The sequence below is a fragment of the Acrocarpospora pleiomorpha genome, from assembly GCF_009687885.1.
GTDB classification, from domain to species: Bacteria; Actinomycetota; Actinomycetes; order Streptosporangiales; family Streptosporangiaceae; genus Acrocarpospora; species Acrocarpospora pleiomorpha.
The window spans coordinates 318,924-338,526 of the sequence record NZ_BLAF01000013.1 but is presented as its reverse complement, the minus strand read 5'-3'; the positions used below and the strand labels follow the sequence as shown (position 1 = coordinate 338,526).

Genomic DNA, 19,603 nt, shown 5'->3' with positions numbered 1-19,603 from the left:
CCCGTCGCAGAATGCGCTTGGCGACCCAGTGGCGGTGGACCTACCTCCACCCCGCTCGTACGCCTTCGCCCACTGCCCTGCCGAGAGTCATTCGTCCAAACTTGGGGTCATGAAACACATCAAGGTGTTCGGACACGGGCTGGCACTGTTCGCCGTGGTGCTCGTCCAGATACCGGCGGCCCTGATCGCCCTGGTCGGCACCGCCCTGTCGTTCATGCTTGGGATGGTGTTCCTGTTTCCCCCCTCGATCCGCCTGATCCGCGCGGTCGCCCGCCTGGACCGCCGCCTGGTCCTGCGCTGGACGGGGATCAAAATCAACGAACCCTACAACCCCCCGCCACCCCCGCCGGTACGGCAACGCGACGGCTGGTACCGGGACGGACGCACCCTCTACCGCAAACCCACCATGCCCGCCTTCAACGCCCGCCTGAACTGGTACCTGCGCGACCCCGCGACCTGGCGCGAACTCGTCTGGCTCCTGATCGACCCCTGGACCCGCGCCGTCCTGGCCGCCGGCCCCACCGTGCTGATCGGGTACGGCGTCTACCAGACGTGGCAGGGCAACCTCTGGGGCCTGGCGCTCCCGGTAATCGCGGTCGTGATCGCGCCCTGGGCGCTGCGCATCTACGGGTTCTACGCGATGGCCATGCTCGGCCCGACCGCCGCCACCCAGCTGATCGGCCAGGTCCGCCACCTCAACCAGGTACGCGTCGAGGCGGTCGACTTCCAGGCCGCCGAACTGCGCAGGATCGAGCGCGACCTGCACGACGGCGCGCAGGCCCGGATGGTCGCCGTGGGCATGACGATCGGCGCGGCCGAGCAACTCATGACAAGCGACCCGGAAGCCGCGAAAGCGCTGCTGGCCAAGGCCCGCGAGTCCTCCGCGACGGCGCTCGCCGAACTGCGGCAGCTGGTCCGCGGCATCCACCCGCCAGTGCTGGCGGAACGCGGCCTCGGCGACGCGATCCGGGCGCTCGCGCTGGACAGCCCGCTGAAGGTCGAGGTCTCCGTCGACCTGGACGAACGGCCCGAATCACCCGTCGAGTCGGCCGTGTACTTCGCGGTGGCCGAGCTCCTCACCAACGCCTCCCGGTACGCGACCAAGGTCGCCATCGACATCAGCCGGCGCGACCGGGCGTTGCGGATCACTGTCGCCGACGACGGACCTGGCGGCGCCGAAGTCCATCCCGGCGGCGGTCTGTCCGGAATCGAGCGCCGCCTGACCACCTTCGACGGTGTTCTCGCGCTGAGCAGCCCGCCCGGCGGGCCAACGGTCGCCACCCTGGAACTCCCGTTCGCCCTGTCCGCTCAGGAGCCCGAGACCCGGTCCGCGGGCTGGCGCGGCGTGGTGATGGCCCTCTGCTGGACCCTGTGCTGGATCCCCCTGATCCCGCAGGGCATCGTGACCGGATTCTTCGTGGCCTTCGACTCCCCGCCGATGTCCTGGTTCCTCGCCCTCTACATGCCCGAGCCGTTGCAGTGGCCGACCGTCTTCGCGATGATCACCCTGGGCGCCACCATGCTGGCCGGCGGAATCGTGCTGTCGGCCTCGGTAACCAGAGAAAAGGGCATAGGCTGCTGATCATGAGGGTCGTTCTCGCCGAAGACCTGCACCTTCTCCGTGAGGGCCTGGTCCTCCTCCTGAGAGCCCACGACTTCGAGGTGGTCGCGGCCGTCGAATCCGGCCCCGACCTCCTCACCGCCCTGATCACCCACCGCCCCGACGTCGCGGTCGTGGACGTACGCCTCCCGCCCACGTTCACCGACGAAGGCCTGCAAGCCGCCCTGGCCGCCCGCCGCCAGATCCCCGGCCTCCCCGTCCTCGTCCTGTCCCAGCACGTCGAACAGCTCTACGCCCGGGAACTCCTGGCCGACGGCACCGGCGGAATCGGCTACCTGCTCAAGGACCGCGTCTTCAACGCCGAACAGTTCATCGACGCCATCCGCCGGGTAGCCGCGGGCGGCACCGCCATGGACCCCGAGGTCATCGCCAAACTCCTGGCCAGCAACTCCAGAAACGAACCGGTCGCCCGCCTCACCCCCCGCGAACGCGAAGTCCTCGAACTCATGGCCGAAGGCAGATCCAACGCCGCCATCGGCCAGCGCCTGTTCCTCAGCGAAAGCGCGGTAGGCAAACACACCGCCAACATCTTCCTCAAACTCAACCTCGCCCCCAGCGACGACGACAACCGCCGCGTCCTGGCCGTCCTCGCCTACCTGAACGACAAGTAGAACTCGAGGAGCGCGGGAAGGAGCCAGGTCGCCGTCGATGGCCTGGTCGCGACTGTCAGTTCAGAATTCAAGGAGCGTGCCGGGGCGAGGGAACCAAGTCGCCTTTCGAACGCTTGTCACGACTATCGAGCTCAGAATTCGACGAGCGTGCCGGGTCGAAGGGGCCAGGTCGCCTTTCGAACGCTTGGTCCGAACGCTTGGTCGCGACCGTCGAGCTCAGAATTCGAGGAGCGCGGCGGGGTCGAAGGAAACCTCGAAGGATTTGTCCGCTTCGATCTCGCTCGTCAGCGTCATCCCCGCGATCACCGCGGTTGTAGCGGTATAGCCGTGCTCGCCGAGTTTCAGTACCTGCACGCGAGGGCTCGGATGATGGTCCACTATCCAGTACTGCGAGATTCCGACGGCGGCATACTCGCCGACCTTGCGCACCCGGTCGTTGCGCTCGCTGCTGCCTCCGGGGGAGACGACCTCGACGGCCAGCAGCACTTCCCTGCCGGGGATGACTTTCGGGGATTCATCGATGATCACTGCCCGGGCGACTTCACGGGGGATGACGAAGATATCTGGTTTGCGGATTCCGGCCGGGGTGTTGATCTCCCACTCGCCGCCGTCGCATACGGTCACCGCGGCCCCGAATCGTGTCGCGGCCGCTTCGATGATTCGGGACAGGTTCCGAGCCGCCCAGGTGTGCCGGGAACCAGCCGCCACCTCGATCAGCCACCCGTCCTCAAGCTCGAACCCCTTGCCGTCTTCCGGAAGCTCGTGTAGATCCAACACGGTGTACGGCCCGAATCCGACGTCGTGGGCCGAGCCAGGTCCGGTCATGATCTCGCCTCCGGTGGCTGTCACGAGTGCTGATTCGCCGGTTGGATGCTAACCCAGCAGCCCTGGCCACGAATCACGTTGGTCTGGGGATCGGCTTTTGCGAGGAATGTCGCTGGAGACTCGGGTGGCAGCCTGTTCCGTTGTGGTCAGTTCGACCGGGGCCGCCGTCCAGGCGGACGGTGCGGGTGTCGCGGTCGATCACCAGGTCATTCCGGGAGTGCGTGTTGGGCGAAGAGCATCCATACGCGCGGGCACTCGAAACGACTTGGGCGAGATCTCCACGGGGCGGCGCGGTGGCAGCTCAGGTTCCGCATCAACGCACGCGGGCGGGGATGCGCAGGTTGACGGCAACGGCCTCCGTGATCTACCTCGACCGAGCGGAACTCGGCGAGGAGCCGATCGGTCCAGCGGCCGACCATCCGGATGTCGTGGATCCGGAGCTGCGCCCGTGTGTGCGGAACTCGGCGAGGAGCTGATCGGTCCTGCGGCCGACCATCCGGATGTCGTGGATCCGGAGCTGCGCTCGTGTGTTGGGAGGACGTGAGGGGCAGTTGGGCCCCTGTGGTGATCTAGGGGTGGTGACAGACTGGGAGGGGGCGGATTCTGTCGGTGGTGGTGGGTAGCTTGGCAGCGGAACTTGGGGATCGAGGGAGGTTGCGGTGAAGGTTCAGGTCAGCCGGGATGTGCTGGGTGAGGCGGTGGCGTGGGCGGCTCGGGTGATTCCGGGGCGGCCGGCCTTGCCGGTGTTGTCGGGGTTGTTGCTTGAGGCAGGCGAAGGGCTGCGGGTTTCGGCGTTTGATTATGACGTGTCGGCGCGGGCCGAGGTGGAGGCGGAGGTCGCCGAGCCGGGGCGGGTGCTGATTCCCGGGCGGGTGCTGGCGGAGATCACGCGGAGTCTGCCGGGGAAGCCGGTGGAGATCGTGACGTCGGGGTCGGAGGCGGTGCTGACCTGCGGGAGCGCCGAGTTCGGGCTGCTGACGTTGCCGGTGGAGGATTTTCCGACGTTGCCGGTGTTGCCGCCGAAGATCGGCGCGGTGGGCGGGGGTGTGTTCGCGACGGCGGTGGCGCAGGTGGCGGTGGCGGCCAGCCGGGATGACACCCTGCCCATGTTGACCGGAGTGCGGATGGACATCGAGGGGATCAACGTCTCGATGGCAGCCACGGATCGTTACCGGATCGCGGCTCGGGACTTTCTGTGGTCGCCGGAGCTCGATGGCGCGGCGCATGCCGTCGTCGTGCCCGCCAAGGTGCTCGTCGACGTGGCGAAGTCACTGCGCGGCGGTGAGGTGTCCGTGGGGTTGGGCAACAATGTCGCGGGCTTCGAGAGCCAGGGCAAGGCGACCACCGTGCGACTGCTGGACGACCAGTTCATCGACTACCGGGCGCGCCTGGCCAGCGAATGGCCGATCTGCGCCACCATCCCGGTCGCGAGCTTCATCGAGGCGATCAAACGCGTCACCCTGGTCGCCGAGCGGAACACGGCCTCGGTCCGGCTGACGTTCTCCGGCGGCGAGGTCCTCATCCAGGCAGGCGGCGGCGACATCGGCCGCGGAGCCGAGGTGGTCGAGGCCGAACTGGACGGCGACGACATTGTCATCGCCTTCCAGCCCCAGTTCCTGCTCGACGGCCTCGCGGGCATCGAAACCGAGAACGTCCGCCTCAACATGGACTCACCCACTCGCCCCGCCCTCATCACCGAAGACGGCGACGACCCATCCTTCCGCTACCTGGTCATGTCCCTACGCTTACCGTAACCATGAACATCTGACGCACTCTCAGCGCCTTCGGCCGTGGGGGTGGCGTTCTCGGCAGTGGTCGGCGGAATGCCGTCTGCGCTCGCCGGTTGGAGGAATGCCGCCAGGCCCTTTGGCGCCGGTATGGCGAGGACTACCGACGGGGTGAACGGCGCCGGATAACGGCGCGTGGCCTGGCGGGTCGGGGTTAGCTGAGTTCTTGGGCGTCGGTGAGGGCGATGAGGATGTGTTCCATGCAGGCGTGGCCGGCGTGTTCGGCGGCGGCCGCGTCGCCGGCGGCGATGGCGCGGACGATGCCGTCGTGGGGGATGTAGTTCTGTTCCAGGGTGCCGCCCGCGGCCGCGATGCTGGCGCGCAGGGCGGCGGAGAAGTCGGCGTAGAGGTCGATGAGGACGCGGTTGTGGGTGGCCTGCACCACGGCGACGTGGAAGGCCAGGTCGGCTTCCACGAAGATGGTGGGGTCGCCTCCGGCCCAGGCCTGCTCGCGGCGGGCCAGGGCGGTCTCCATGACCACGATGTCGGCGTCGGTCCTGCGGGTGGCGGCCAGTCGGGCGGCCTCCACTTCGAGCGCACGCCGTACCTCAAGGATTTCGAGCTGTTCGGCGGTGCGCAGGCGGCGAGCCATTGCGCCGGACAGTTCGCTGGTGGCGCGGACGTAGGTGCCGTCGCCCTGGCGGCAGTCGAGCAAGCCCGCGTGGGTGAGCGCGCGGACGGCCTCGCGAACGGTGTTGCGCCCCACGCCCAGCTGCTCGGCGAGCACGGTCTCAGTGGGGATCTTGCCATGCAGCTGCCATGAACCAGAGATGATCTGCTCCTTGAGCTGGTCGATCACCTGGTCCACGAGAGACGCACGCTGCGCCGTACGCAGACTCACAGTCCGCCTCCTCCGGGGAAACCGGCCTTAAACCCACAAGTCATCCCATGAGTCAATGACTGGTCGACCCTAATTATTCCAGGGCATCCAGCACAAATCCGGGTGCCCTGGGAGGAGCTATCGGGTGAGCACCGCAGGCACCGCGGTGCCCGGCACGTTCGCGTGGATGCCCACGGCTTCGAGCGCCCTACGATACGCCCTGGCCTGGTTCTCCCGCGCACCGGCCTGGCCCCAGAGGTCGCCGAGCTCGCGCCAGGTCCTGGCGGTCTCACGGTCGGGCTGCGGCCCGGCCACGCTGAGCAACTCCTGCGCCCGGCGCAGCTCGCCGCCGGCGTCCTGGGACCGCGACAGGGCCACTTCCGCCAGCACCAGATAGGCCGCCGCGGGAGTCGTGCCCCGAACGCCCACCAGGCCGTCGAGCGCCCGGTTGGCCAGATCTCCGGCTTCGTCGGGGTTTCCGGCGCGAAGCCGTACATGAGAAAGGATGATCAGGCTGCGGGCGTGCTCGATCATTTCCGCGGGGAAGGTGGCGAAGACCGAACCGGCGGCGGTGGCCAGCTCGTTGGCGCGGTCCAGGTCGTGGTCCGCGCGGTTGGTCACGGTGATCCTGGCCCAGCGCATCGCGATCCTGGCCATCCGGATGGCCATCCGGGCGGGCCGTCCGGCGGCGATGGCGTCCTCGGCCAGCTGCACGGCCAGCGCGGAGTCCTCACCTTCGGCGGCGGTCACGCTGGCCTGCCAGAGCGCGAGGATCTCGTTGCTGCGGTCGGCGACCGGAGTCACCCCGTTGGAGGCGATCACCCGGTCCACGAAGGTCAGCCCGGTCTCGGTCTCGACCAGCGCGGCGGCCAGGTCGACCGCGAGCTCGCCCTGGTCCACGCCCAGCTGATCCACCTGGGAGAGCGCCTGCGCGCCCAGGTCGCGGGCCCGCTGCAGGTCGCCCGCGCGCTGGTAGCAGCGGCACAGCGCCACCGTCAGCGGCAGTCCGGCGAGCCGCTCGGGATGCGCGGCGGCCTCCCGGCGCAGCCGCTCGAACGCCTCGACGGCGCGGCCGATCCTGCCCTGTGATTCCAGTGCCCGGGCCCGGCCGAAGCGGGCGTGGGCCGCGAGCATCGCGTTCTCCTCGCCCGCGGCCTTGACGATGTCGCTGAAGCGGTCAGCCGCCATCGCCGGGTCGCCGTGGAAGAGCTCGAGCTCCGCGTGGCGCAGGCTCAGCTCGGTGTCGATCCGCTGCCGCGGTTCGATCCCGTGCAGCAGGAATTCCGTCGTGCAACCGAGTCTCTCGGCCAGCAGGCGCGCGACGACCGGCGTCGGCGTTCGCTTACCTGACTCGATCAACGAGACGTAACTGTCGGACAGATCCGGCCCGGCAAGCTGGGCTTGGGACATGCGCCTGCTCAACCGCAGGCCTCGGACGCGGTCACCTATGGTTCCCTGACTCGGCATCTGGTCTCTCAGGGCATGGGAATGGTCAATGGTCCCGCCATGATGGCACGAAGCCCCCTAATCGGGTAACCCTCCCGTCAAGAATCCCAAGGGGAATCCCGGGGGCGAACCGTTGTCCACGCCCGGGATTCGACCAGAGAAAGCGACAATTGTGGACGTCAGTCGTCCGAGTCGTCCTTGCTGGGGAAAATCATTTGGCAAACTTCGAGGTACAACGTCTCCGGGTAAGGGATGTATGGGACCGACCGCAAGGCCTGATCCTGACCGGCCGATTCCATGACGAACTCACCGTACCCAAGCATGCGGCCGAGCAGGTCGCGCTGGAAGCTCATGTCGGTCACCTTGCCGAGCGGCATCATCGCGACCTTGCGCGTGATCAGCCCGGTGGTGAGGAGCATGCGCGCCGAGGTGACCACGAAGTAGTCCACCGACCACTCCGCCACTTTCCAGACAAACCGGATCAGTAGCAGCAGCCAGGCCCACCAGATCACGACCAGGGCGTTGCCCCCGTTGTTCTCCCCCAGCCACTTGCTCAGCAGCCCGGCCAGGATGAGGCCACCGAAGATCTCGGCCACCGGGCGGAGCAGCACGGCCGGGTGACGCCGGACCATGATCACCTGGTGCTCGTGGGGGAGGAGGTAGCGGTTGACCGATGACGGGGCCGAATCCCCGTGGGTCACGAGCCTCATGTGAGACGCGCGAAGAATTGGGCCACCGAGTCCGCCGCGTTCATGACGCCGGTCACGGCGCCCGTCACGGTGTCGGCTGCGTCATGCGGCCTCGACAACAGGTAGAACGCCACCAGGGCCACAGCTCCCCACTTAAGGATCTTCTTGACCTGCACTGCCGTCACCACTCCCATGAGGTATAGATTACCCAGGCACCTTGTTCGGTAAAGCGGAAAAAATCGGAACATCCGGCGTCGATATGACCCCTGCTTAACCGCGCTGCGCGGCGGCGAGGACCTGTAGATGTTTCCGGGCGATCCGCTCCACCAGCCCGGGATAGGCGTGACCCGTCACTTCCACAGCGCCATGGTGGGCGGCCTGAATACAGCGCGTGACGGTCGTGGCGGGGTGTACCCCCGCGAACTCATCTAGGAGCGCGGCCTCGACCTGCTCGTAACGATCACTATTGTCCGGAAGCTGACTCATGGCTCTCCCTGGCACGCGCCCGTCGAGTGACGCAAAAGAGACGTCGTCATTACTCTACGTACCCGTGTCAGCACGCACTGTAACTATGGCGAAGGAAAGCCCGAGATCGGAGTGCCTAAAAGAGGACGAATGGGGTCAGACGACCCCGTATAGGCGGTCGCCCGCGTCGCCGAGGCCGGGGAGGATGTAACCCTGGTCGTTGAGGCATTCGTCCAGGCCCGCCGTGACCACCCGGATCGGGCGGCTGGACCCCTGGAACATCCCGTCCAGGTGCGCCAGGCCCTCGGGGGCCGCCAGCAGGCAGAGCGCGGTCACGTCCTCCGCGCCGCGGTCGAACAGGAACTGGATGGCGGCGGCGAGGGTTCCGCCGGTGGCCAGCATCGGATCCAGCACGTAGCACTGCCGGCCGGAGAGGTCCTCGGGCAACCGTGTCGCGTACGTGGACGCTTCGAGCGTCTCCTCGTTGCGGATCATGCCGAGGAAACCGACCTCGGCCGTCGGCAGCAGGCGCATCATCCCGTCCAGCATCCCCAGGCCGGCCCGCAGGATCGGAACCACGATGGGCGCCGGCCGCGACAGCCGTACGCCCTGGGCCGGGGTCAGCGGCGTCTCCACCGTCACCGCGGAGACCCGGACGTCGCGGGTCGCCTCGTACGCGAGGAGGGTGACCAGTTCGTCGGCCAGTCGGCGGAATGTCGGCGAGTCGGTCCGTACGTCGCGCAGCGTGGTCAGCTTGTGGGCGACAAGCGGATGATCAACGACGAGGGTCTCCATGACAGCAAAATTTACCGCCAACCGCTAGCTCCGCCGGAAGCAGCCCGGCTGTTTTGATCACAATTTGGCGTGAGCACCGGACGGCATCGGTGCACTTCTGGGACCATGGCCAACGTGAAGACCGCGCCGGTGGAGCACCGATGACAGACGAAGACGCGCTTGACTTCGCCATTGTGGTCTACCGCGAGGACGATCACTGGGAAGCCGAGATGCTGCCGGTGGCGCTGACCTCCGACCTCCGCGGCCTCATCCAAGCCCTCCGCCAGCAGCCCAGCGACGGCGGCACGATTGGCTTGGTCGCGGTGGGGGATGACTTCTTCGTGGCGTTACGGGTCTTCGGCGAACGCGTCAGTGTCTTTCTCTCCGACATCACCGCCGCCTGGGAATGGCCGCTGGCCCGCCAGGTGCTCGACTACCTCGATGTGCCCGTGCCCGAGGAGGAGGAACTCGACAGCGTCCTGCCCTGCGGCGACCTGTCGGTCTTCGCCGACCTCGGCCTAGACGAGATGGAACTCGGCGCCCTCTCCGGCGACGACGACCTCTACCCCGACGAGGTGCTCTTCAGCATCGCCGCGCGCCTCGGATTCCGCGACCCCTTCGAACGTGCCGTCGACGCCGCCACCGGCTGACGTCGGGAGCTGGACATGCCACCGAGACCGAATCTCTTCGCCGCCGCCTTCCTTCGCAACGGCTCCGGTTGGACCGGGGCCGAAGTCGACCTCACCGAAGCGGAGATCGCCGACGACGTCGGCGACGCCGTCCAGGAAGCCCTCGGGCTGACCGGCGACGAGCTGGCCGTGCTCTGCGTCGAGGTCGAGGATGAATGGTTCGCCATCGTCCGGTACGACGGGGAGGCCGATCCCCGCGTGTTCCTCTCCGACGCGCAGGCCGGTTTGGCCGACTCGCTGGGCGAGCTGTTCGCCGAGCTGGCCGGGGTGGCGGTGGACAAGGAGACACCCGATCTGGGGGTACGGCCCGCCGGGGACTTCGAGCTGCTCGCCGATTTCGGGTTGAGCGCGGAGGAGTTGCTGGAGCTCAGCATGGAGGAGGGCATGCTTCCGGCCGACACGCTCTCCGTCGTCGCGGAGCGGCTGTCCTTCGGGGACGAGCTCGACCGGTTGCGGTGACGTACGAGGACGCCATGCGGGTGGCGTTGGCGCAAGCCGTACAGGCGGGGGAGCGCGGTGAAGTCCCCGTCGGCGCGGTCGTGCTCTCCCCCGCCGGCGAGATCCTGGCCGAAGCCGGGAACGCCCGGGAATCCACCCACGACCCGACCGCCCACGCCGAGATCCTCGCCATCCGCGCCGCCGCGCGCGCCGACTGGCGCCTCACCGGCTGCACCCTGGTCGTCACCCTCGAACCGTGCACGATGTGCGCCGGCGCCGCTGTCCAGGCCAGACTCGCCCGCGTCATCTACGCCGCCCCCGACGAGAAGTCCGGCGCCGCCGGCTCCCTCTGGGACGTCCTACGCGACCGCCGCCTCAACCACCGCCCCGAAGTCCTCATGGGCGTCCTCGCCGACGAATCCACCGCCCTGCTGCGCACCTTCTTCGCAGCCCGCCGCCCCTGAATGCAGGCGCACCCACCCACCTTTGTCCGGTAAGCTGCTGCGCGGTGGTGTCTCCTAGTGGCCGATGGAGCGCGCCTCGAAAGCGCGTGTAGGGCAACCTACCGTGGGTTCAAATCCCACCACCACCGCCACCCGAAATGAGCCGTTGATCTGCGTCCGCAGGTCAGCGGCTCTCTTGTGTTTCGCGGTCGCCTCGTTTTGTCGGTCCGGTGTGTTAGACCTGGCAGCTCTCCGGACGTTGGAGGGGACACGGGTGCTTTCGCAGCAAGATCAGTGGGGTGAGCTGTGGACCTCCGCTGGTGCTCCCTACGGCTCGTTGCACGCCAGTCAGTGCAAGGAGCAGTTCAGCCTCGCCTTCACGCATGCGATCACAGCGGCCAGCCGGTGCAAGATCTCGGACCTCAGGGTAGATGACGAGCGCGTCGACTACACGATCCGTCAGGTCGCCAATCATCGTCGGTTCAGCTCGTCCACGGTGGATGTGCAGATGAAGTGCACCGAGCAGGATGTCCTGAGGGACGATGGCGTGCACTGGTCTCTAGATCGCAGTCACTATGACGCCCTGCGTGATCTGCGGACCTACAACCGGAAGATCCTTGTCGTTCTCCTGGTGCCCCACCGGCTTGATCGATGGCTGGAGACGCAGGAGGAGGGCATGCTGCTCCGTAAGACTGCATATTGGGTGTGCCTCGAAGGGCATGAACCCATCGAAACCGCGTCGAAGACCGTGGTCCTTCCCAGGGCGAACGTCTTCAATGTCGAGCAGCTCCTGGGGATACTTCAGCGTGTGGGCGATGGAGGACAGCCATGAACGCCACGAGTGACCACGTTGCCCGGCCACTGATCCTCACCGAAGATCTGTCGCCCGCGGCGATCGAGGCCTTTCTTGAGGTGAGCGGATGGGCTCAGACCGACGTGCGGGATGGTCTGTTCTCGATCTGGGAGAACGTGCTGGCGGACGCCAGTCTGATGCTTCCGTACGATCGCTCGTACCGTGACTTCTCCGCGCGCCTGGCGGATGCCCTGGCCACGATCGCGGACGTCTATGGCATCGGCAACCAGGAAGATCTCGCCCTGGAGATCGCGAGCGCTCGTAGTGACATTCTGCTGCTTCGCACGGATCAGCAGACCCTGGACGGATCGATACCGCTAAGTGAGGCGCAGGAACTGCTGAACGGTGTGAGCCAGATGCTCACGGCGGCCGCCTGCAGCGCGATCAGGCCGCGTGCCTCGAATCCGGGGCGACGTCCTGATGCGGTGAAGGAATTCCTCGCCGAGGAGGTCCGGATGGGGCACACCCTGCGGGGCAGCTTCGTCCTCACCATCCTTGCCCGTCATGCCGATATCAGGTCAGAGGAACTTCCTGAACGTGACGCCGACGATCAGGCGGTCATCGGTACGTACACACGTCGGGTGATGACGACGCTGGCGACGGGGCTGGCCGCCGCCCGCGACTTGCTCGCGGACGGTTCGGAGGCCGAACTTGACGACGCGGTTCAACGTGGTGCAAGCGCGGAATTGATCGACTCGCTGGAGAAGATGAGTCAGCAGCCGGGTATCCGCGCCCTGGATATGTCCTTCCGCTGGTCACCAAGCCAACCCCCACCGGAAGCCACGCTGAGCCGCGTGATCTTTCCTCGTCCCAGTCCAGCCCGCCTGGAACGAGTTCAGGAGTCGCTTCGTGGCCGCCCGGTCGTGGAGCAGGATGACGTCCTTGGCCAGGTAATCCGTCTGGAACGGGCTGAAGGCCAGGACGAAGGCGTCGTGGTGGTCGACGGATATCTCGGCCGGACCCGACGCCGGGTAAAGATGAGACTCGCCGGGGATGACTACCGACTCGCCATCCGCGCCCACGAAGATCGGCACCCAATCATCGCCTCAGGCGTCGTGACTCTGGCAAAGCGATCGTGGTGGCTAACCGCACCCGTATCGATACGTCTCCCACTCGAAGAAGCCACCGACGGGTAACACAGCGCAGCTCGAAGGATTTCTTGGCCAAGAAATCGTTCGGTCGTCGAATCGCCCGCTTGCTTGCTGTCCACATGTGGACACTCGACGCATTCGCCTGCGATTTACGGACCGTTCCATCTACCGTGCCTTGTCACACTAGCCACTAGCGCATCAGGGCGGGACATAGTGAGTGAGCAGACCGCGGCATCAAATGTGACCGAAGGTGCGCCCGTTCCCGTGAAGGCGGCCACCCCCAAGGCGGCCCTTGCGAAGAAGGTCAGTCCCTCCTCGCGTACGGTGCCGAAATGGGAGACCGATGCCCGCGACCGGGTTCGAGCGGCCATTCGTCGCTACTCCAAGCCCCTCGCCGACCTCGTCGCCCGCGACGCGAACGAGGCCGAAACCCGGCTTCTCATCACTGATCTTCTGTGCGACGGTCTCGGCTACGACAAGTACGAAGAGCTGACCATGGAATACCAGGTCAAGGGTGATTTTGCGGACTACGGGATTCGCATCGACAAGCAACTGGTCGCCTTCATTGAAGTGAAGCGCTGTACGCAACGGCTCGGTATCAAGCACCTTCGGCAGGTGCAGATGTATGCCGTGAATGAGGGCGTCGAGTGGCTGATCCTCACCAACGGTCAGGTCTGGCAGGTCTACCATCTCACCGGAGGATTGCCAGTCCTCGTCGATCTGGCTCTTGAAGTCGATCTGCTGGGCGAGGACTCTCTTGCCGTTAAAACAGATGGACTGTTCTACCTGAGCAAGGACGCATTCAAACGCCGGCTCATCGACAGCCTTTGGAAGGCACGGGCCGCAACTTCGCCGAAGTCCTTGGCTCAGGTGATTCTGTCCGACTCCATGCTGGAGAGCATCCGGTTGGAGATACGTCGCCAGACCAGCCACAACGCGGATACCAAGGATCTCGCTCGAATCCTTCGCGACGAGGTGATCCGGCCTGAGGCGTTGGCTTAAGGGCCTGTGGGCCCGAGGGCTGAGTTGGGATCGGCCAGAGGAACAACGTGGGTTTGTTCCGGCTGGCCGACGGGGGGTTAGTTTTCTAGTTCTAGGACTCGGGCGTGGAGGACGGAGCGTTGGTGGAGGGCGGCGCGTAGGGCGCGGTGGAGGCCGTCTTCCAGGTAGAACTCGCCCTGCCATTGGACGACGTGGGGGAACAGGTCGCCGTAGAAGGTGGAGTCTTTGGCCAGGAGAGAGTGGAGGTCTAGGACCGCTTTCGTGGTGACTAGTGTGTCGAGTCTGACCTGTCTGGGTGGTATTTGGGCCCATTCGCGATGGCCGAGGCCGTGTTCGGGGTAGGGGCGGCCATCGCCGACCAACTTAAAGATCACGCTACGTAGTTTAGGAGAAAAGGGGCTGCTTTGCCTGCTGGTCAGGGAGTGCCGGAGAAGGTGTCGCAGCGGGCGGGGTCGCCGGAGTCGTAGCCGGAGGTGAACCACTTGACGCGCTGCTCGGAGGTGCCGTGAGTGAAGGCGTCGGGGGTGACGCGGCCCTGGGTGCGCTCCTGGATGCTGTCGTCGCCGACGGCGGCCGCGGCGTCGAGTGCTTCCTTGATGTCGGTCTTGGTGAACTCTTTGGCGTAGAAGCCGGTGCTTACCGCGTTCTTCGCCCATACTCCGGCGAAGCAGTCGGCTTGGAGCTCTAGGCGGACGGAGTCGCTTTCCGGGCCCTGGTCCTGGCTCACCTTGCCCATGGTTCCGAGCAAGTTTTGTACGTGATGACCGTACTCATGGGCTATTACGTACGCTTGAGCGAAAGGTCCGCCGGAGGCGCCGAACTGGGACCGCAGCTGGTCGAAGAAGGTCAGGTCCAGATAGACGTTGCGGTCGTTAGGGCAGTAGAACGGGCCCACCGATGAGTCGGCGGTGCCGCAGCCGGTCTGTACGCCGCCGGTGAACAGGGCGGTCTTGGCAGGTTCGTAGCCCTGGATCTCGCCTGACCAGTATTCCTGCATGCTGTTGACCACGCCGACGACGCGGCACTGCTCGTCCTGGTCGGCGTCGGCGCCGGTTCTGCATTTCTCGCTGAGGTCAGAGGTGGGTTCGAGGCCGGCGGGCTGGCCGCCGCCCATGATGTCGCCGGGGTTGATCCCGAAGACCAGGGCCACGATGAGGACGATGATTCCGGCGGCGCCACCGCCGATGGCGAGCCCGCCGCGGCCCCGGTTCTCCACCTGGGATGTGTCCAGTTGTGCCTGATCGTCGAAGTCCATCTGGGACGCTCCCGCGGTCGGTTGTCTCCGACCGTCACAGCTGCCCTCAGATCCTTCCCGCGAACGTGTCGCATCGTCCGGGGTCGCCGGAGTCGTAACCGACGCTGAACCACTTCTCGCGCTGCGCCGAGGTCCCGTGGGTGAAGCCCTCGGGGGTGACGTAGCCCTGGGTGCGCCGCTGGATGCTGTCGTCGCCGACCGCCGAGGCGGCGCTGAGCGCCTCGTCGATGTCTCGCTTGCTGAAGGGTTCGGTGTAGAAGCCGGTGCGCAGCGCGTTGTGCGCCCACACGCCGGCGTAGCAGTCGGCTTGCAGTTCCAGCCGGACCGCGCCGCTGTTGGCGCCCTGCCGGTCGTTGCCGACGCGTCGCATGGTGCCGAGCAGGTTCTGTACGTGGTGACCGTACTCGTGGGCGATGACGTAAGCCTGGGCGAAAGGTCCGCCTTGTGCGCCAAAGCGGGTTTCGAGCTCGTTGAAGAAGCTTAGGTCTAGATACACCTTTCGATCGGCTGGGCAGTAGAAGGGGCCGACGGAGGAGTCGGCTTTTCCACAGGCTGTGGATACCGTTGTGCGGGTGCCGCCGAAGAGGTGGGTGCGGGCGGGGGTGTACGTGCGACCGCGGCCGGCGAAAGCTTGTTTCCAGTAGGTCTGGATGCTGTTGACGATTCCGACTATTCGGCAATCTTCGGATTGGTCGGCGTCTGCGCCGAATTTGCAGCGGTCGGCTAGGTTTCCGCTGGGTTGGGGCTGGCGGGGACTGGGCGGGTGCTGGTTGCCGTACTCCCCCGAGAAGCCGTTCAGCAGGGGCTGGCCGAGCAGGAGGATGGCGCCGAGGCCGATGATGACGAGCAGACATCCGCCCTTGCCGCCGATCGGCAGCGCGCAGCCGGGCATCGCGCCACAACCGGGCATCGACCCGCCGCCGCCCGGCTGCGGCCCCGACGCCCTGGCGTCCTCGACCTGGGACGGGTCCAGTTCGGCGTCGTCTTTGAAATCCATCCGCGCAGTCCTCCTGAGCGCCCGGCCGATTACTCTTCGTAATCATCCCCATGCTCAGGTGGTTCACGCGGGGCACATCCGAGAAGATCACCTTGTGGGCTGATCTTCTCGGATGTGCTGTGAGGGGCGATTATGCGCGGGTCGGTGTCAGGAGCTGCTCCACGATCGGACGTCCGGGGTGTCGCGACCACACGGCGGGGAGGACCACGCCCAGCATGAAGATCCAGGGCGAGGTCAGGAGGATGGGCGCCTCGGTGCCGCTCCCCTGATCAGGTGAGGGCTTCGGTTGCCCGCTGGCGGAGCGGGGCTTCGTGGTCCGGGTCGGCGTACAGCGTTATGGTCAGTCCGGTATGGGCGGCCTCGGCCAGGATGCTCAGCAGCGTGGCGAACTGTTCGGGAGGCTCGGCGCTGAGGAGGTCCTCGGCGTGTTCCACGACAAGGGTGAGGGTTCCGGCGCGGGTCGCGTCGCTGAGGGAGTCGGCGAATGCGTCCCAATTGCGGCCGAAGTAGTCGGGGAAACGCAGGACCCGTGCCGCCTCCTCGAAGAAGGCGGCGCGGGTCCGGCAGGCGCGTCCGTCGATGACCGCCGGCGCCGGGCCAGTGGAGACTGTCAGCCATTGCGGCAGCGGACGTGCGGCGGTCATGGGAGTTCCTAGAGCCGGTAGAAGTCGGTGTAGTGGTTCGGCGAGAACCAGGTCACGCCGGTGCTGCGGTTGACGACGATCCGGTAGGCGTCACGCGAGGCGCCCCGTGCCCGGGAGTAGACGTCGTACTCGTAGTAGGTGGCGCCGCTGGGGAGCTGGCCCTCGCGGTTGTAGTGGCGTCCGCCAGTGTAGTTGTACCTGCCGTCCGGCCAGGAGTACCAGCCGCTGGTGGTGGGGTAGCCCTTGGATCTCCAGGTCGCGTTGGCCGAACGCGCGTCGGAGCAGCGGGAGATGGTGCAGGAGTTGTAGACCGACGCTTCGGCGGGGGTGATGCCGGCCACACCGGTCAGGGAGACGATGGCGGCGAGCACGAGGGTGAGCCGTGCCGGCCACCAGGGTCGGGGGCGATGCGGGGTGTGCACGAAGCCTCCATGAGGGAAAGCGAGGGCAGTGACACCCCTGATGATCACCTTTGACTCGTGTCAAGTGAAGAGAAAGATCGTCAAAGGGATGGTGAACTCTTCGCGGCTGGGGAACGCCCGCGACATCACCAGGTGGCCGGCACGTTGACTGCGCGGAAACGGATCAGCCATCCGGGGTACTTGTCCATGAGAGGCGGCCACAGGCGACCAAGGTGATCAGCAGTTATCCGCCGACCGGCGATGACGGCCACGGGTCTCCGCGCATGAGAGTCGCCTAAGGCCTCGAATTGGGCGGCCAGTTCGTCACCGGTCGGGTCTCGGCGCGTGAGAGTCGCCCAAACTGAGACCCGGACGCACGAAAGGGCCGGTTGGATCGACCGGCCCCTGCGTGTTTTGCTGCTCAACCAAGCGCGGAGGATACGAGATTCGAACTCGTGAGGGGTTGCCCCCAACACGCTTTCCAAGCGTGCGCCCTAGGCCAACTAGGCGAATCCTCCGTCGAGAAGCTTACATGACCCAAGGGATGTCGCGCCCATTCCGAGGTGGCCTCACGCACTGCCGGGCAGGGCTAGACTGTGTCAGGACCCCTCGCGCGGCGTCATCCTGTGAACCTCCCCAGGGCCGGAAGGCAGCAAGGATAAGCGGGCTCTGGCGGGTGTGCGGGGGGTCTTCTGGTTTTGGGATCCTCGCGATCCCGGAGCCGACCATCGGCGACGCTCTCCCCGAGGAGACCGTATGAGTCTCGCGCTCTACCGCAAGTACCGGCCAGGGACGTTCGCAGAGGTCAAGGGGCAGGAACACGTCACCGAGCCGCTGCGCCAGGCGTTGCGGAGTGGGCGGATCAATCATGCGTATCTGTTCAGCGGGCCGCGTGGCTGCGGGAAGACCTCCAGTGCCCGGATCCTCGCGCGGAGTCTGAACTGTGCGGAAGGGCCGACCCCCGATCCGTGCGGGGTGTGCGAGTCGTGTGTGGCGCTGGCGCCGACGGGGCCCGGCCATCTTGATGTGATCGAGATCGACGCGGCGTCGCACGGTGGTGTGGACGATGCCCGCGATCTGCGGGAACGCGCGTTCTTCGCGCCGGTTTCCGCGCGGTTCAAGATTTACATCATCGACGAGGCGCACATGGTGACCCGGGAGGGGTTCAACGCGCTGCTCAAGCTCGTCGAGGAGCCGCCGCCGCATCTCAAGTTCGTCTTCGCGACCACCGAGCCGGAGAAGGTCATCGGGACGATCAAGTCCCGGACCCACCATTACCCGTTCCGGCTGATGCCGCCCGCGACGATCCGGCAGCTCATGGAGGAGATCCTGGAGTCGGAGTCGGTGCCGTACGAGGCGGCCGCGCTCCCGCTGGTCGTCCGTGCCGGGGCTGGTTCCGCTCGTGACTCGCTCTCCATTCTGGATCAGTTGCTCGCGGGCACCGACGACGCCGGCATCACCTACCAGCGCGCGGTCTCGCTGCTCGGTTACACCGACGGTGATCTCCTGGACGAGATCGTCGACGCGTTCGCGCGTCGTGACGGCGCGCTCGTCTTCCAGGCCGTGAACCGCGTCATCGAGGGCGGTCACGATCCGCGGCGGTTCGCGATGGATCTGCTGGAGCGTTTCCGCGATCTGGTCATTCTGGCGAATGTGCCGGAAGCCGCGGGTAACGGTCTTCTCGATCGGCCCGCCGACGAGCTGGAGCGCCTGCAGGGGCAGGCCGTCTCCATGGGTCCCGCCGAACTCACCCGCGCCGCCGAGGTATTCAACGCCGGTCTGACCGAAATGCGCGGCGCGGCCTCGCCCCGGCTCTTGCTGGAACTCATGTGCGCCCGCCTCCTCCTCCCCGCCGCCGCCCAGGGCGAAGCCGCCCTCCTGGCCCGCCTCGAACGCCTCGAACGCGAAGGCCCCCGCCCCCCATCCGGTACGGCTCCCGCCCATGGATCCGCCACGGCCCCCGCTGGATCCGGCCTGCCCCCCGCCACGACCCATGCCGGGTCAGGTGCGACCGCCGCCGCCAGTTCCCGCACCAGCCATGAACCAGGTACGGCCTCTGCCTCCGGCTCTCCTGGCTATGAATCTGGTACGACCTCCGCCGCTGCTTCCCGCCCCGGCCATGAATCTGGTCCGGCATCCGCCCCCGAAACCCCCTCGGCTGCCTCTGTTCCCGAACCTCGCAACGGTTCGTCAACCGGCTCGACGGGCGGCCGTACCCAATCCGACGACGACTGGCCTGTGGCGGCTCGTCCGGGTATGCCCAGCAGCCCGCAACCCCCCGCCGCCGAGCCCGCGTCCGCGCCCGCACCCGCGGAATCTTCCGGGATGGGCACCGTCATGCAGGCATGGCCGCACGTCCTGGAGGCCGTCAAAACCCGGCAGCGGGTTGCCTGGATGATCCTCAACGCCCAAGGCCGCCTGCTGGGCGCCGAAGGCAACCTGGTCACCGTAGGCTTCGAAAAGCCCGGCGACGTCCAAGGCTTCCTTAAGGGCAAACGCGACGAAGTGGTCGCCGCCGCCCTCGGTGACGTCCTCGGCGGCAGCTGGCGCGTCGACGTGGTGGTCGGCTCAGGCCCAACCGGCGGCACGCCCCGCCCACCCGCAGGCCCTGCTCCCAGCGGCTCCCCCACAGGTACGGCACACCCTCCAGCGCCGCAGCCCCTCTCAGATCAGCGCGCCCAGGCCAGCCCGGCACCTGAATCACCGACAAACGCCACTCCCACCGCGACAACCGCCCCAATCGCCCCCAGAA

General features: G+C 66.7%; 22 protein-coding genes, 2 tRNA genes and 1 other RNA gene. 12 read left to right on the top strand and 13 right to left on the bottom strand.

Annotated elements, in window-relative coordinates:
• Window positions 1-109 precede the first annotated feature (109 nt).
• Window positions 110-1,582: a sensor histidine kinase gene (locus tag Aple_RS13905; protein WP_155344959.1), complete on the top strand. Its 1,473-nt coding sequence runs from the start codon at window positions 110-112 to the stop codon at window positions 1,580-1,582.
• 2 nt (window positions 1,583-1,584) lie between these two features.
• Window positions 1,585-2,232: a LuxR C-terminal-related transcriptional regulator gene (locus tag Aple_RS13900; protein WP_155344958.1), complete on the top strand. Its 648-nt coding sequence runs from the start codon at window positions 1,585-1,587 to the stop codon at window positions 2,230-2,232.
• 216 nt (window positions 2,233-2,448) lie between these two features.
• On the opposite strand, the gene Aple_RS13895 is transcribed toward Aple_RS13900, so the two are convergent.
• Window positions 2,449-3,057 (bottom strand): Uma2 family endonuclease, encoded by a 609-nt coding sequence (locus Aple_RS13895; RefSeq protein WP_155344957.1) that lies wholly within the window; start codon window positions 3,055-3,057, stop codon window positions 2,449-2,451.
• Window positions 3,058-3,716: 659 nt separating this feature from the next.
• Between Aple_RS13895 and dnaN the strand changes: the two genes are divergently transcribed.
• Window positions 3,717-4,811 (top strand): DNA polymerase III subunit beta, encoded by a 1,095-nt coding sequence (gene dnaN / locus Aple_RS13885; protein ID WP_155344955.1) that lies wholly within the window; start codon window positions 3,717-3,719, stop codon window positions 4,809-4,811.
• Between the two features lie 187 nt (window positions 4,812-4,998).
• On the opposite strand, the gene Aple_RS13880 is transcribed toward dnaN, so the two are convergent.
• The 6 genes from Aple_RS13880 to upp form a co-directional block, all read right to left on the bottom strand.
• Window positions 4,999-5,685 carry a FadR/GntR family transcriptional regulator gene (locus tag Aple_RS13880; protein ID WP_155344954.1) on the bottom strand — a complete coding sequence of 229 codons (687 nt, stop codon included), beginning with the start codon at window positions 5,683-5,685 and terminating at the stop codon, window positions 4,999-5,001.
• A gap of 117 nt (window positions 5,686-5,802) precedes the next feature.
• The gene (locus Aple_RS13875) at window positions 5,803-7,131 is read right to left on the bottom strand and encodes a helix-turn-helix domain-containing protein (protein WP_155344953.1); all 1,329 of its coding nucleotides are present in this window, start codon (window positions 7,129-7,131) and stop codon (window positions 5,803-5,805) included.
• A gap of 158 nt (window positions 7,132-7,289) precedes the next feature.
• The gene (locus Aple_RS13870; RefSeq protein WP_155339877.1) at window positions 7,290-7,820 is read right to left on the bottom strand and encodes a PH domain-containing protein; all 531 of its coding nucleotides are present in this window, start codon (window positions 7,818-7,820) and stop codon (window positions 7,290-7,292) included.
• Window positions 7,817-7,993: a hypothetical protein gene (locus Aple_RS13865; protein ID WP_155344952.1), complete on the bottom strand. Its 177-nt coding sequence runs from the start codon at window positions 7,991-7,993 to the stop codon at window positions 7,817-7,819. Before Aple_RS13865 ends, Aple_RS13870 begins: the two co-directional genes overlap by 4 nt.
• Window positions 7,994-8,069: 76 nt before the next feature.
• Window positions 8,070-8,285: a three-helix bundle dimerization domain-containing protein gene (locus Aple_RS13860; RefSeq protein ID WP_155344951.1), complete on the bottom strand. Its 216-nt coding sequence runs from the start codon at window positions 8,283-8,285 to the stop codon at window positions 8,070-8,072.
• A gap of 135 nt (window positions 8,286-8,420) precedes the next feature.
• Window positions 8,421-9,059, bottom strand: coding sequence for a uracil phosphoribosyltransferase (gene upp, locus Aple_RS13855; protein WP_155344950.1), 639 nt, complete (start codon window positions 9,057-9,059; stop codon window positions 8,421-8,423).
• A 140-nt stretch (window positions 9,060-9,199) separates the two neighbouring features.
• On the opposite strand from upp, the gene Aple_RS13850 reads away from it, so the two are divergent.
• The 7 genes from Aple_RS13850 (at window position 9,200) to Aple_RS13820 (ending at window position 13,554) form a co-directional block, all read left to right on the top strand.
• Window positions 9,200-9,688 carry a tRNA adenosine deaminase-associated protein gene (locus tag Aple_RS13850; protein WP_155344949.1) on the top strand — a complete coding sequence of 163 codons (489 nt, stop codon included), beginning with the start codon at window positions 9,200-9,202 and terminating at the stop codon, window positions 9,686-9,688.
• Between the two features lie 15 nt (window positions 9,689-9,703).
• On the top strand, window positions 9,704-10,186 hold the full coding sequence (locus Aple_RS13845) for a tRNA adenosine deaminase-associated protein (protein ID WP_155344948.1): 483 nt from the start codon (window positions 9,704-9,706) through the stop codon (window positions 10,184-10,186).
• 14 nt (window positions 10,187-10,200) lie between these two features.
• On the top strand, window positions 10,201-10,629 hold the full coding sequence (tadA, locus tag Aple_RS13840; protein ID WP_155345009.1) for a tRNA adenosine(34) deaminase TadA: 429 nt from the start codon (window positions 10,201-10,203) through the stop codon (window positions 10,627-10,629).
• A gap of 43 nt (window positions 10,630-10,672) precedes the next feature.
• Window positions 10,673-10,760, top strand: a tRNA-Ser gene (locus Aple_RS13835).
• 122 nt (window positions 10,761-10,882) lie between these two features.
• A complete protein-coding gene (locus Aple_RS13830) occupies window positions 10,883-11,440 on the top strand; it encodes a DUF4365 domain-containing protein (RefSeq protein ID WP_170321453.1) in 558 nt (185 codons plus the stop codon).
• The gene (locus Aple_RS13825) at window positions 11,437-12,597 is read left to right on the top strand and encodes a hypothetical protein (protein ID WP_155344946.1); all 1,161 of its coding nucleotides are present in this window, start codon (window positions 11,437-11,439) and stop codon (window positions 12,595-12,597) included. The genes Aple_RS13830 and Aple_RS13825 overlap by 4 nt, the downstream gene beginning before the upstream one ends.
• A gap of 168 nt (window positions 12,598-12,765) precedes the next feature.
• On the top strand, window positions 12,766-13,554 hold the full coding sequence (locus Aple_RS13820; protein ID WP_170321452.1) for a type I restriction enzyme HsdR N-terminal domain-containing protein: 789 nt from the start codon (window positions 12,766-12,768) through the stop codon (window positions 13,552-13,554).
• 77 nt (window positions 13,555-13,631) lie between these two features.
• On the opposite strand, the gene Aple_RS13815 is transcribed toward Aple_RS13820, so the two are convergent.
• From Aple_RS13815 to Aple_RS13790, 6 genes are all read right to left on the bottom strand, one after another.
• Window positions 13,632-13,928 (bottom strand): type II toxin-antitoxin system VapB family antitoxin, encoded by a 297-nt coding sequence (locus tag Aple_RS13815; RefSeq protein WP_155344944.1) that lies wholly within the window; start codon window positions 13,926-13,928, stop codon window positions 13,632-13,634.
• A gap of 41 nt (window positions 13,929-13,969) precedes the next feature.
• Window positions 13,970-14,809, bottom strand: a complete 840-nt coding sequence (gene ypfJ, locus Aple_RS13810; RefSeq protein ID WP_155344943.1) for a KPN_02809 family neutral zinc metallopeptidase — start codon at window positions 14,807-14,809, stop codon at window positions 13,970-13,972.
• 46 nt (window positions 14,810-14,855) lie between these two features.
• Entirely contained in the window at window positions 14,856-15,806 is a 951-nt protein-coding gene (gene ypfJ, locus Aple_RS13805; RefSeq protein ID WP_155344942.1) for a KPN_02809 family neutral zinc metallopeptidase, read from the bottom strand.
• Between the two features lie 269 nt (window positions 15,807-16,075).
• Window positions 16,076-16,450, bottom strand: coding sequence for a barstar family protein (locus Aple_RS13800; protein ID WP_155344941.1), 375 nt, complete (start codon window positions 16,448-16,450; stop codon window positions 16,076-16,078).
• Between the two features lie 8 nt (window positions 16,451-16,458).
• Complete coding sequence (locus Aple_RS13795; RefSeq protein WP_155344940.1) at window positions 16,459-16,872, bottom strand: ribonuclease domain-containing protein; 414 nt, start codon at window positions 16,870-16,872, stop codon at window positions 16,459-16,461.
• A 411-nt stretch (window positions 16,873-17,283) separates the two neighbouring features.
• A tRNA-Ser gene (locus Aple_RS13790) sits at window positions 17,284-17,369 on the bottom strand.
• Window positions 17,370-17,451: 82 nt separating this feature from the next.
• On the opposite strand from Aple_RS13790, the gene ffs reads away from it, so the two are divergent.
• Window positions 17,452-17,547, top strand: an RNA gene (gene ffs / locus Aple_RS13785) — signal recognition particle sRNA small type.
• Window positions 17,548-17,607: 60 nt separating this feature from the next.
• Window positions 17,608-19,603: DNA polymerase III subunit gamma and tau (locus Aple_RS13780; RefSeq protein WP_155345008.1), on the top strand; the 1,996-nt coding region annotated here is incomplete at its 3' end.